This window comes from Vibrio sp. ECSMB14106, assembly GCF_000972265.1.
Taxonomy (GTDB): Bacteria; Pseudomonadota; Gammaproteobacteria; order Enterobacterales; family Vibrionaceae; genus Vibrio; species Vibrio kanaloae.
This window is the reverse complement of the sequence record NZ_LAUM01000020.1, coordinates 62,337-75,244: the sequence shown is the minus strand read 5'-3', so window position 1 is coordinate 75,244 and position 12,908 is coordinate 62,337. Positions and strand designations below refer to the sequence as shown.

Annotated in this window: 11 protein-coding genes and 1 pseudogene; 4 read left to right on the top strand and 8 right to left on the bottom strand. The window is 44.1% G+C overall.

Annotated elements, in window-relative coordinates:
• Positions 1–79: 79 nt before the first annotated feature.
• From WR49_RS14215 to WR49_RS14195, 6 genes and pseudogenes are all read right to left on the bottom strand, one after another.
• A complete protein-coding gene (locus WR49_RS14215) occupies positions 80–595 on the bottom strand; it encodes a DUF3299 domain-containing protein (RefSeq protein ID WP_046224460.1) in 516 nt (171 codons plus the stop codon).
• Positions 596–608: 13 nt separating this feature from the next.
• A complete protein-coding gene (locus tag WR49_RS14210) occupies positions 609–1,868 on the bottom strand; it encodes an ABC transporter permease (protein ID WP_046224459.1) in 1,260 nt (419 codons plus the stop codon).
• Positions 1,865–2,581 carry an ABC transporter ATP-binding protein gene (locus WR49_RS14205; protein ID WP_046224458.1) on the bottom strand — a complete coding sequence of 239 codons (717 nt, stop codon included), beginning with the start codon at positions 2,579–2,581 and terminating at the stop codon, positions 1,865–1,867. Before WR49_RS14205 ends, WR49_RS14210 begins: the two co-directional genes overlap by 4 nt.
• Before the next feature lie 139 nt (positions 2,582–2,720).
• The gene (gene zrgA / locus WR49_RS14200; RefSeq protein WP_046224457.1) at positions 2,721–3,356 is read right to left on the bottom strand and encodes a zinc uptake protein ZrgA; all 636 of its coding nucleotides are present in this window, start codon (positions 3,354–3,356) and stop codon (positions 2,721–2,723) included.
• A 46-nt stretch (positions 3,357–3,402) separates the two neighbouring features.
• A pseudogene (locus WR49_RS21080) lies at positions 3,403–3,687 on the bottom strand (DUF2607 family protein); the annotation flags it as partial.
• Positions 3,688–3,777: 90 nt separating this feature from the next.
• Complete coding sequence (locus WR49_RS14195; protein ID WP_046224480.1) at positions 3,778–4,329, bottom strand: YtfJ family protein; 552 nt, start codon at positions 4,327–4,329, stop codon at positions 3,778–3,780.
• A gap of 251 nt (positions 4,330–4,580) precedes the next feature.
• Here WR49_RS14195 and WR49_RS14190 point away from each other — a divergent pair, with 251 nt between their 5' ends.
• Entirely contained in the window at positions 4,581–4,781 is a 201-nt protein-coding gene (locus tag WR49_RS14190) for a DUF1107 family protein (protein WP_017055346.1), read from the top strand.
• 107 nt (positions 4,782–4,888) lie between these two features.
• Here the strand turns inward: WR49_RS14190 and msrA are convergent, their stop codons facing one another.
• Positions 4,889–5,518, bottom strand: a complete 630-nt coding sequence (msrA, locus tag WR49_RS14185) for a peptide-methionine (S)-S-oxide reductase MsrA (RefSeq protein WP_046224456.1) — start codon at positions 5,516–5,518, stop codon at positions 4,889–4,891.
• Positions 5,519–5,714: 196 nt separating this feature from the next.
• Here msrA and tamA point away from each other — a divergent pair, with 196 nt between their 5' ends.
• The 3 genes from tamA to WR49_RS14170 are packed head-to-tail and all read left to right on the top strand — an operon-like array spanning position 5,715 to position 11,590.
• A complete protein-coding gene (tamA, locus tag WR49_RS14180) occupies positions 5,715–7,427 on the top strand; it encodes an autotransporter assembly complex protein TamA (protein WP_046224455.1) in 1,713 nt (570 codons plus the stop codon).
• A complete protein-coding gene (gene tamB, locus WR49_RS14175) occupies positions 7,424–11,182 on the top strand; it encodes an autotransporter assembly complex protein TamB (protein ID WP_046224454.1) in 3,759 nt (1,252 codons plus the stop codon). The genes tamA and tamB overlap by 4 nt, the downstream gene beginning before the upstream one ends.
• A 51-nt stretch (positions 11,183–11,233) precedes the next feature.
• Positions 11,234–11,590 (top strand): gamma-glutamylcyclotransferase family protein, encoded by a 357-nt coding sequence (locus WR49_RS14170; RefSeq protein ID WP_046224453.1) that lies wholly within the window; start codon positions 11,234–11,236, stop codon positions 11,588–11,590.
• Positions 11,591–11,851: 261 nt separating this feature from the next.
• Here WR49_RS14170 and fbp read toward each other — a convergent pair whose 3' ends face one another.
• On the bottom strand, positions 11,852–12,862 hold the full coding sequence (fbp, locus tag WR49_RS14165) for a class 1 fructose-bisphosphatase (RefSeq protein ID WP_017055341.1): 1,011 nt from the start codon (positions 12,860–12,862) through the stop codon (positions 11,852–11,854).
• Between the last annotated feature and the right edge of the window lie 46 nt (positions 12,863–12,908).

Below are 12,908 nucleotides of genomic sequence, written 5' to 3'. Positions count from 1 at the left end.
ATTCTAGTTATTAAACTGTTATTGAATAATATCACTTGTTCGGTGACGGTAGCTCATCCTTGAGCCACCCTTCTAATGGCTACATATCGTCATACTCTTCAATCGCTGTGCCTTCAATAAGATAACCTGTTTGAGCTAAGTCGTGGCTTAGTGACTCTGTTTTCAGCGTACCTACTAAATAGATCACATCCCATAACTGTTGTATTGGTGCTCCTTGTGGAAACTTTACGTAGATAATTTGGTTTGGCGGCGGCGGTGGCACGTGGATACATGCGCCAAAGTAAGGCACCAGCAAAAACTCTGTGATCATGTTCTCATCACCTTCTAGTGGAATCACAAAACCAGGAATTTTCACTTTGCTGCCATTCAGTTCCGGACGAACTGCGCCAAGTGTCGATTGTTGAGGTTTGTCCATACTGTCGTGGTTAACTGTCGGCATGCCGAACGAATCCAACTGAGCACGTTCTGATTCCGGAATCAAATCAATCCAATCCAGAGTTAATACCGATTCGTCAGTCGGCGCGGTTTCAGCGTGAGCTGTGCTGATCAATGGGAACAAAAGTAGCCCAAGTATCAGTAGAAGTTTGCGTTGCATCATAGGTTCCTAATTAGATTCGAATGGTCATGCCATCTGCCAATGATTGACGGTATGCACGGAAAGCGGGAATAAAGCCGATGATGACTCCTGCGGTTTGTACCAACATGAGCAGTTTCCATTCATGAGATGTAATGGCGGATATCGATATGTTGATACCATAACTTTGTTGCACAATAGGAGCAACTACTGCGATCAAGGCAAACAACACGGCAACACCCAATGTGATACCGAGGAAGGTTAGGGCACTTGCTTCACTGATTAGTAAACCAAACACATGACGAGGCCTTGCTCCCATCGCGCGCAGAATGGCCATCTCTCGACGTCTTTCTTGCAAGCTAGTGAGTAGACTACTCAGCATCCCTAACAGTCCCGCGATTACAACAAACCCTGAAACAATCAGTAGTGCTTGTTCTGCTACTGCCATCATTCCCCATAATTCGTGAAGCGCAATGCCTGGCATAATGGCGCTTAAAGGTTCTTGGCGGTAGTTATTGATTTCTCGTTGCAGTGCAAAGGTTTGGATCTTCGATTTAAGGCCAACCATCATCGCGGTAATCTGCTTTGGTTGGAAGTCACGTTGCTTTAGCGCTTCAGCATTCGGTGTGTGCCCGAGGTTAGCCCCCGATTCCCAACCAACGTGAATCGCTTCAATGGCCTCTAACGAAACATGCACCGTTTTATCTACTGGTGTGCCGGTTGGCGCGAGTATTCCGACAATGGTGAAGGGCAGGTTGTCGTGGCGACTGAAGGCGACATCACTGATACCGTGCGCCAGAATGATGTGATCACCAATCTTGTAATCTAACTTCTTCGCGACATCGGCACCAATCACCACATCAAATAGCTGATTGAACTCTTTGCCTTGCTGAAAAGTAAGTGGTTGCTTACTTCCATAGCGATAATTCTCGAAGTAGCTATGATTGGTACCCATTACGCGGAAGCCTTTATGTGAATCACCCAATGAGATTGGGATCGCCCACTTTACAGCGTTGTGCTGGCTAAATTCTTCATAGCTTTTCCAGTCGATGTTGTTGGTCGCATTACCGATTCTAAATATGGAATAAAGCAGCAGGTTTACCTGACCAGAGCGGCCACCGACGATAAGGTCAGTACCTGAAATCGTATTCGCAAAGCTGCTCTTAGCTTCGGTTCTTACACGTTCCACACCGAGTAATAGAATGACTGACACCGCCACAGTGAGAATAGTCAGAATGGCTGTGGCTTTACGGTTGAGTACGCTTTTTAAGGCTAAGTGAGTAATGACTTTCATACGACAACCTTAGCTTGGTTAACGGTTTTTAAATCTATGGTTCGAGTGAACAGTTTTTCTAGTGTTGGATCGTGACTGATAAAGATCAGGGTAGAACCCGCCTGATTCGCTTGTTCTAGCAACAGTTCGATAAAGGCTTCTCGGTTGTCATGATCCAGAGCCGATGTCGGTTCGTCGGCAATAATGATTTTGGGTTGGCCGATCAAAGCACGAGCGGCAGCAACACGTTGTTGTTGACCAATACTCAACTCGGTAACGGGCTTGTCCATTAGAGCTTGAGGTAGCTTTAATCTGAGCAACAACTCTTGAGCGGTTGCTTGCAAGCTGTTCTGACTTTCAGTGACTTGCTGCTTACGAATCTTAGAAAACTGACAAGGAAGCGTCACGTTGTCGATGACAGACAAGTAAGGAAGCAGGTTAAATTGTTGGAATATATAACCAATATGATCGGCTCTGAATTTGTCTCTTTGGCGAGGTGTCAATTGAGTAAGATCTTGGCCTAAGATAGAGACTCCACCTTGCTCTGCTTGGTTGATTCCGGTCAGTAGCCCTAACAATGTTGATTTTCCGCAACCACTAGGCCCTTTAATGAAAAGGTGCTCTTTTGATTGAATTTGTAGAGAGGGGATTTCTAGCGTTGTCGGTAATTCAGGCTTCCAACGAAAGCTGATATTTTCGAGTTTGACCACAAGTGATGAACTGTCAAAAGACATATTAGCTCCAATAATTAAAGCGGTGTCTCTACTGGACAGTTATTAGAATAATAAATTCCCAGAGCACACCGATTTGTACAGCCAAGTAAGTGAATACTTACTTGGCTGCTTATCTACGTTTAATTCAATCTAATGCTAATTAGAATCGAAAACTAATACGATCTGCGTTAAGTACTTCTTGAATTTGAGCACTGTCAGTTAGCAGGTTCACAGTCATTGATTTTGTGTTGCTGAACTTAGAGAACCACTGAGTATTCACGGTATCCAGTTTTTCAATGTCAGAACATTGGTAGTGGTACTCGACAGTGAACTCACCGTGGCCGCCTTCTGAGTGGTCATGGCCTTCGTGGTCATGGCCTTTGTGGTTGTCATGATCGTGTTCTGCGTGGTCATGGCCTTCGTGGTCGTCATGATCGTGTTCTGCGTGGTCATGGCCTTTGTGGTCGTCATGATCGTGTTCTAGCGTGTTAGTCACCGATTTAAATTTCAGCGTACAGCTCGCATTGTTAAAGCTAAACAGCTCGTCTGGCTTGTTTAGTTGTGCGATAGCTTGCTCAAACACTTTCTTTTGCTCAGTAGTTTCTGGAGCATGTTCAAAGCCAACCACATCCGCACCTGGCGCTGTTACTTCAACAAGCAGTTCTTGTCCATCTTGAGCGATGTTTACTTCAACTTGACCATGTACGTGTGCTTCATGAGAGCGGAATTCTTCGTTTGCTAGAACATTAGTCGAGACAGTCATGCCGATAACAACGGCTAAAATAGAAGGTTTCATGTTTTTTTCCTGAATAAAGATTAATTAAAAAATAGTGGTAATTAAGGATCTTTACAGGAGGAGAACGTGCCAAGTAAGAGAAGTACAGACGCTTCAACGAGCGTATTGGCTCTGTTATAGCAACCGTAAATTCAGAATGAACTTCTGGAATCAATGACAGTGAGTGTGCCGTAATGAATTGGTTTATCGAAAACAGTTCACAGTGATGTGAAGTGTGATGCTCGGGGTCAATATCCACAATATGTGTTGCTGCTAGCACGCTTAACATGAGCATTAGCCCAAGCAAGAAGCCTGTTTTGCGTTTCACATTATTAGGTGTGTTTTGCCACATCAGGATGATTAACCACAGCATTAAAAAAGGATACTGTTATAATATAACAATATCCTTTGGTCAGGTCTCGAAAAAGACGCGAATATCTGATTAAAGGTTCGCTTTAATCAGTCCAATAACTTGTGTGACCTCTGATTCGTTAAGCGCCCCTTCTTTAACAAACAAGATTTTACCTTGTTTGTCTTGAACGATAATCGCAGAACTATCTTCTTGCAGAGCCCATGAAGACGCGACTGCGCCGTCTTCATCTAACACCATAGAAGACCATGGAAACTCTTCTTTGCTGCTTTCGGCAGACGATTTAACAAAAGACCCGGTCCCCCAAATCGCATCATCTTGATTGATAATGGTTGTGGTTTGGTAGCTGTCTTCTGAGAACTTCGATGCGGTAATCGCTGCCATTAATGGGGCGTTGAGCTCTTTAGAGCTGCTGCGGCCAGCAATAGCTTGAACGACGCGAACTTTACCTAGGAGATTGCTGGTTGTCCAAGCTTGATAGGCGGTATTTCCGTCATTTATAACAATTTCACCATAGTTGCTAACATCGACAGCAGGTAGAGTTTCACCTACAGATAGATTGTGAGCATTGGCGAAGAGTGGAGAGGCTGCGGCTAAAAAAGCCAGTAGAATTTTGTTTTTCATTATATTTTTGTTCCGCTTATTGGTTTGCATTGGAAGTATAATATGAAATTTGAAAAATGCCTCTTTAACTTTTTATCCTACGGCATTGAAATAAGTTGCACACTTGTTGCCAAAAGGTATAATGCATTGATAGCAAGTTAAATAATAGATTATCTTGCTGTTTGCTAACGGATTTAGCGATTAAATGTGCTTTGAACTAGGATATGTTCAGGTGCCTGACTGTAGTACTCAAATGGAATTGAGGTTGTATTATGTTAAGAGAATTTTCGACTTATCGCCCACATCAGGTGGCGCGTTTCGTTAAAGTCCTGTTCAAAGGCCAGTTTGCCATCGAAGGTATCGGAGAGTTTCGCTTCGACCAAGGCAAGGTGCTTCTTCCTGAAGTGTCAGACAAGCAAAAGCTCACCATTTTTAAAGAAGTTAACGGCACGATTGCTGCTCTGCCGGTATAACCGACCTTTATTTATCGAGCTTCAAATAAACCAACAACAAAAAAGGGTTTCCGAATGGAAGCCCTTTTTTAATGAGTATCGTTTTCGTTTATTACCCGAACTGAAAGTTATTGTGGAGGAAAGCAAACCCCTGTTCCGCCCAACCCACAATAGCCATTAGGGTTTTTGGCTAGGTATTGCTGGTGGTAGGTTTCTGCAAAAAAATATTTTCCTGCCGGTAGAACTTCCGTTGTGATCTCGTTGCCTAAAGATTCAGTCATTGCTCTTTGATATTCTTGCTTAGAGTGCTCAGCAATAGCTTGTTGTTCTTCGCTGAAGGTGTAGATTGCGGAGCGGTATTGAGTCCCCAAGTCGTTGCCTTGGCGCATGCCTTGAGTTGGGTCATGACGCTCCCAAAAGGTCTTTAGTATTTGAGCTAAAGAGGTTTGTTTGCTGTCAAAAATCACACGAACCACTTCGGTATGGCCAGTTTGCCCTGAGCATACTTGTTCATAGGTTGGATTGACTGTGTATCCACCTGAGTAACCAACTGAGGTAGAGACAACCCCTTGCAATTGCCAAAACAAACGCTCAGCTCCCCAGAAGCATCCCATACCAAGCAGGACTTCTTGTTGAGAACCAGTAGGGGAATCTAGCAAGTCGGTCTGATTGACGAAATGGCGCTCAGTGATTCGGATTGGGTCAGCATTTCCCGGTAATGCGGTTGCTGCGGAAACCAGAGGTTGTGTGTTTAGCATGTTATATTCCTTCTTGCATACGTTTACCGCGTTGGTTTTTATGAACGGTAGGCTGATATTAACGGTTGGTTAATATTGACTAAGTCTTCAAATTAGACCGTGTTATGACTGGATTTATTACAGACTCAGTGCCCTTTTAACGGTATGATTTATTTTCACTCATTTACGTACTGATAACTTCTTCAACCAATTAAACATGATAAGAATAACTTTACCAGTTCTGATTGGCACTCTACTGTCCTCGACACTCACTTACGCTGATGTATCCCTTAGAATTGAAGGGGTTAAAGGTGCGCTTGAAGACAATGTGGATGCTTATTTAAGTGCCATTCCCGAAGATGAGTATTCAGTTTCGCTTAGGTTCCAATCACGCTTGGAATCCATGATTCAAGAAGCGCTTAATGCTTTGGGCTATTACCAACCTAGTATTACATTCTCTCGAGCTGAAGATGATTCTGAGCTTATTGTGTCTGTTGAACCGGGCGAGCCTGTTCTAATTTATACATCTGATATCGTGCTCAGCGGAGAAGCAAAAGATGATCCCGACTTTTTGGCTTTAGTGGCAAAAAGTAACTTGTCTAAAGGCTCGGTTCTCAATCATGGTAATTACGATTCGTTAAAGTCTTCAGTGCGTAACCTTGGCTTGGCGAAAGGTTACTTTGATGGAACTTATGAAGTGAGTAAACTCGAAGTCGCCCCGGAACTTAATCGTGCATATGTTCGATTGCATTACAACAGTGGTATTCGCTACCACTTTGGTGAAACGAAGGTGACTGGTAGCCAGATCGAGGAAGATAAAGTTCAATCTCTTAAGCCTTTTAAAGATGGAGATGCTTACTCGATTACTAAAGTCGGCGAGTATAACCAAAACCTGTCCAATACGGATTGGTTCTCTTCTGTGTTTGTTGAACCTGATTTAAGTCAATTGGGCGAAGGCCGTGAAATTCCGATGAAGGTGAGCCTTGCTCCACAATCGCGTAACCAAATCGAAACGGGTATCGGTGTATCAACCGACCTTGGTGTAAAAGGCACTCTCAAATGGAAGAAACCGTGGGTTAACGCCAGTGGTCACAGTTTCAATAGTAGTCTGTCAATTTCTAAGCCTGAGCAGACTATAACCGCGACTTATAAAATCCCGCTAGATGATGTTCTTAATGATTATTATCAAGTTAAGTACGGAATGAAGAATTTAGATAACCGTGACACTAAGAGTTTGGAGTCAAACTTAGCGTTAGAAAGATATTGGCGTCTTGATAATGGCTGGCAGCGCACTGTGTTTATTCGATATTTGCTCGAAAACTATGAGCAAGGTCTGCAAGATGACTTAGCGCAATTCGTGTTGCCGGGCATCTCTTTCTCAAGAACTCGAACTCGTGGTGGCTCGATGCCAATGTGGGGCGATAAACAAACCATCATGGTTGAAGCTGCAGATGACACCTTGTTGTCTGAAACTCGAGTGGTGCGTTTTCAGGGACAAACGGCATGGATTCGCAGCATTGGTGACAATCACCGAGGCTTAACTCAGCTTCAATTCGGCGGTAACTTTGCCGATGAATTTGATAAGTTGTCTCCCTCACTAAGGTTCTTTGCCGGTGGTGACAATAGTATTCGTGGTTATGGTTATGAATCTATCTCTCCTCGTGATGAAAGTGGCGCACTAACGGGGGCAAAATACATTGCCACCAGCTCATTTGAATACCAATACAGATTGGTTGGTAATTGGTGGGGAGCAGCCTTCTACGATATTGGTGATGCATTCAATGATAAACCTGAATGGAAACATGGTACTGGTGTGGGTGTTCGCTGGGCGTCGCCTGTTGGTCCTGTGAGTTTAGATTTTGCTTGGGGACTAGATGCGAAGAAAGGCGATGAGTTCCAACTGCACTTTAGTTTAGGGCCAGAATTATGATCAAAGTGATGGGCAAATGCATTAAGTGGACGTCGATTTCTTTGACGTCTATTTTGCTGTTGTTGATAGCCCTACTCGGTTTTGTTTTGTTCACCAATCCAGGGCTGAACACAGTGTTGTGGGGCGCTGAAAAAGCATTGCCACAACTTGAAGTGGAAAGCACCAAAGGAGCACTGTTCCCAAGTTTTACGCTTAATAATGTGAAGTTTAAAGATGATAGCCTTCATATTGATACCAAAGTTAAAAAACTGGTACTGGCTATTAATCCTCGCTGTGTACTCGACCCTAAGTTGTGTGTCGACCGTTTAACGATTCAAGGTTTAGACTTCGCATTTACTGAATTACCCCCTGCCTCTACAGAAGAAACAGAACCGGCTCCGCCAGTGACATCGGTGAAAACACCTTTACCTATAGTGATCAATCGCGTCGCTTTGTCTGATATTAAACTGAATATCTTGGGTCATGAAATCGAATGGAGCTTGTTCTCAACAGCTCTAAGCATGCAGGGTGAAAAGCTGACGGTATCGCCAACCTTATTCAATGATCTGAAAGTTCAACTTGCTGAATCGGAGGAAGAAACGCAAGCAGAAGCGGTCGAACCAGGATCAACCGCTAAAACAGCGATCGAGCTGCCTGAAGTCTGGATTCCTTTACAGGTTGTGCTGGAGCGTTTTGACCTAAACCGTTTTACTTTAGAGCAAGAAACTCCAATTATCGTCAACCACCTTGGCCTCGAAGCTAAGGCAGGCAAACATACGGTCGATGTTTCAACTTTAGAACTCGATATGCCACAAGCAAGCGCTAATCTTGCAGCAAAGGTTGAGCTGAAAGAAGGTTACCCGTTAGATCTTTCTTTGGAGGCGTTGGTTAAAGAAACCGATCTAGCAGGCCAGAAATTATCACTGAAAGCACAAGGGAGTGTGGCCAAGCTAAACCTAGATTCCCAGTTTTCTGAATTGATTGAGGCAAAGTTGTCTGGGGATATTCAACCCTTAGAGCCGACTCTGCCATTTGATCTTCTTTTAGAGGGCGGGCAAGCGCAGTGGCCCCTTACCGGAAAAAGCGATTACCAAGCGACAATTGAGCAATTCAAAGCCGATGGTTCACTAGATGGTTTCAATGTTCTACTTAAAGGTGAAGCCGATGGTAAGGAGATTCCTGAGTTAGCCATCGATCTACAGGGCAAAGGCACGACGGAACAGATTGAGCTCGAGCGTCTTAAGCTGAACACGTTAGGCGGTGAACTTAACGGTGTCGTTAAAGCGAACTGGAAAAATCTCGTTAACTGGCAAGCTGATGTAACACTCAAAGATATTCAACCGGGTCTGCAGTGGCCTGAAGCCGAGGGCAACATTAGCGGAAGCATCGTCACCTCGGGTGAGTTGACGGAAGCGGGCGGCTGGGCGATTGAACTGCCTAAATTGGATATTGAAGGGATCTTGCGAGAGTATCCTCTGGATATCGAAGGCCAGTTGTCGGCGTCGGATCGTAGTGCGAGCGGTGAACCTAAACTGAAGACCAGTGGTTTGAGTTTGGCTCACGGTGTTAACTCAATTAAGGCTTTGGGTCAGCTTGATCAGCAATGGGACATGGGCGTTGAAATTTACGTCCCTGATCTTCTAAAAAGTATCCCCGAGTTGAAAGGTCGAGTGATCGGTAACATCCAACTGAGCGGCCCAACGAAAGAGCCGAAGGTCGATCTTGCTTTAAATGTCGATAAGGTTGATTGGAATAGCGAGGCAACACTTGAGTCGTTGTCGCTCAATGGCTCTGTGGTTCCACTACCATTACCTGAAGCTCAAGCTGATCTGGTATTAAAAGCCAAGAACTTAACCTATCAAGAGCAAAGCGTTGAAAGTATCGACTTAACGGTGAGTGGCGGTGAGAAGAAGCATACGGTAACACTTGATGTGATATCTGACATCGTGTCGACAAGCTTAGCGATTTCTGGTGAATTGATTCAAAAACCTTCTCTTATTTGGGATGGCTCGTTAGACAGAGTCAAAATTACCACTCAGCAAGGCCCTTGGGTGTTAGATCAACCTGTCGCGATAAAGGCGAATGTTGATAAGCAGTTTGCCGATGTTCAAGCACACTGTTGGAATCAATCGGGTTCGAGTGTGTGTCTGGATGAAGACGTTCGTGTTGGAAAATCGGGTGAGGCGAAATTGGCGATCAACCAATTCAACTTCGAACAGATTAAAGCTTTTGTGCCTAAAGAGACGCAACTACAGGGCTTAGTGAATGCGACCGCTCATGCTAAATGGTCGGAGCAAGGTGAGCCTGAGGTTACGGTAAGCGTTGATATGCCGAAAGGTCAGGTTGTGCAACAAGTCGGTGAGCCCATCACACTAGGTTGGGAAAGCGTTGCATTGAATGCCCAACTGAAAGACAACAAACTGGATGCCGACTTTAAGTTGGATGTTTCCGACAATGGTGACCTGTCTGGCACGGTGTCGTTGCCGAATATTCTTGCCGAAGACAAAATGGTCGATGCTGCCATTAAGCTGACCACGTTCCATCTTGATTTCTTACAACCAATTCTCGGTGAATACAGCTTATTGAAGGCCGACCTTGAGAGTGATTTAAAAGTAAAAGGCTCTTTGATGCATCCTCAAGTCTTTGGTCAGTTCTCTGTTGATGGTATTCAAGTTAAAGGTGATGTAACGCCTATTGATGTTCAAGATGGCCGTATCGACCTCGACTTTGATGGTTATAGTGCAAAACTGGATGCGAATGTTGAAACGCCTGATGGTCATCTTGATATAGAGGGGAATGGGGATTGGCAAGATCTTAAAGCATGGCACTCTAACGTTAGAGTCTTCGCTGATGAGTTAATGGTCGATATTCCACCGATGGTTAAGGTTAAGGTTGTGCCTGATATGACTATTGATGTCACCCCAGAATTGGCAAAAATCACTGGTGATATTGCATTACCATGGGGACGCATTGTTGTCGAAGACTTACCACCGTCTGCCGTTGGCGTCTCTTCTGATCAAGTTATCTTGAATAAAGACCTTGAGCCGGAAAGCGAAGACACGATCCCATTTGATGTGATGACCAATATTAATATCTCTATCGGTGATGACTTTAAACTTTCTGCGTTCGGCCTAGAAGGCGGTTTAGTCGGTAAGCTTAATGTCGCTCAAAAAGACCAAGGGCCGTTTATCACAGGTGAAGTAAACATTGTGGGTGGTACTTACCGATCATTCGGACAAGACCTGTTGATCAAAGAGGGTAAAATTTTGATGAATGGACCGCCAGATCAGCCATACGTAGCGATAAATGCAATACGTAATCCGGATAATACTCAGGATGACGTGATCGCAGGGATTCGAGTTACGGGCCCAGCGGCAGAGCCAGCCATCGAGATTTATTCTGATCCTGCCATGCCGCAAGCCAACGCGCTGTCTTATATTTTGCGTGGTCAAGATATAGATGGAGAGTCGAATGGTTCGATGACGACTACCTTAATTGGCTTGAGTTTGGCGAAAAGCGGTAAGGTTGTTGGCGAAATCGGTGAGGCATTTGGTGTACAAGATTTACAACTGGACACTGCCGGTTCAGGTGATGACTCTCAAGTAACAGTCAGTGGCTACATTCTGCCTGGCTTGCAGGTGAAGTATGGTGTCGGTATTTTTAACTCTTTAGGTGAGTTTACCGTTCGTTACCGATTAATGCAGGACCTTTATGTTGAAGCGGTATCTGGCCTAGACAGTGCCGTTGACCTGTTATATCAGTTTGAATTCGAGTAGCGGCTTTGTGAGTTCGTCGATGTGCAAATGTGAATAGGCTATGGAGTGTATATGCGACATCTTGTTTTTGTATATGGCACCTTGAGACAAGGCCAGTCCAATCACCACTATGTGCAGGATTGCGAGTTGTTGGGGCGCTTTGATACTCCTAAGGAATTTGCTCTGTTCGATTTAGGCGCGTATCCAGCTCTAACTTGTGGAAGTAAAAGTGTTGCTGGCGAAGTCTATGTCATTAACGATGAAGTTCTAGCCTCGCTTGACCGGCTAGAAGATGTTCCTGTTGAGTATCGTCGCGAGCAAATAGAGACTATATTTGGATTAGCGTGGGTATATTTGTATCAACTTGAGCTAACAGCTAATAAAGAAATACTTTCGGGTGACTGGTGTAATACCAATCGTAGTAAATAACTGTTCACCCTAGCTTGTTAAAAATCTCGATAACGTCGTTAGATTTTTTGATTGTAGAATAACTACTTATCGAAACTATTTATTGAAAAGAGCAGCCTTGTTCTCAATCTTTTTTCTTGCGTTATTTTTGATCACTTACTTACTGTGATTGGTATAAGTGGAACAACCCGTAGTCGCTCTATATTCTAAATATCCAACAAAAAGCCAGCATGTGAATGCTGGCTTTTTTAATGACGTTATTTTGAGGAGTAAACGAGAGGTTTAGTCTCGGTTAAGCTCAAGAAACTCTTCTACTTTTCTCACCATGTTCTTTGAACCTACAAAGAATGGTACACGTTGGTGTAATTCTGTTGGCTTGATGTCCATGATGCGCTGTGCACCATCAGAAGCGATACCGCCAGCTTGCTCCATAATGAAGGCAATAGGGTTGCACTCATAAAGTAGGCGTAGCTTACCTTGAGGGTGGCTTTCTGTGCTTGGGTATAAGTATATACCGCCTTTAAGTAGGTTACGGTGGAAATCAGAAACCAAAGAGCCGATGTAACGTGACGTGTATGGACGGTTATCACTAGGCTCACTTTCTTGACAGTATTTGATGTATTTTTTCACACCAGTAGGGAAGCGGATGTAGTTTCCTTCGTTGATAGAGTAGATCTTACCTTCGTCTGGAATCATCATATTTTCATGAGATAGACAGAATGTACCCAGTGATGGGTCATAGGTAAAACCATTTACACCTGCCCCTGTTGTATACACCAACATGGTTGAAGAGCCGTAAATCACGTAACCAGCGGCTACTTGTTTGTGGCCAGGTTGTAGAAAATCTTCCTGTGTTGGTGGGGTACCAATCGGTGATACTCGACGGTAGATAGAGAAAATTGTACCAACCGAGACATTCACATCGATGTTTGAAGAGCCATCGAGTGGATCCATCAAAACAACGTATTTTGCGTTTTTATTGAGCTCTTTATTGAAGGCTACCGCTTCGTCTTCTTCTTCACTTGCTACACCACAAACTTGGTCACGAGCTTCAAGAGCCGCTTTAAATTTATCGTTCGCGTAAAGGTCTAGCTTCTGTTGCTCTTCACCTTGAACGTTGTCTGTACCAACAGCGCCAGTAATGTCGACAAGACCTGCTTTGTTGATTTCTCGGTTAACAATTTTTGCAGCAAGGCGAATTGATGACAAAAGGGATGATAGATCACCACTTGCATGGGGGAAGTCACTTTGTTTTTCAACAATGAACTCACCAAGGGTGCGCATCTCAGACATGTTATTTCCTTAAACTTCTCTGAATATTAGGGGGGATTTGAGCACT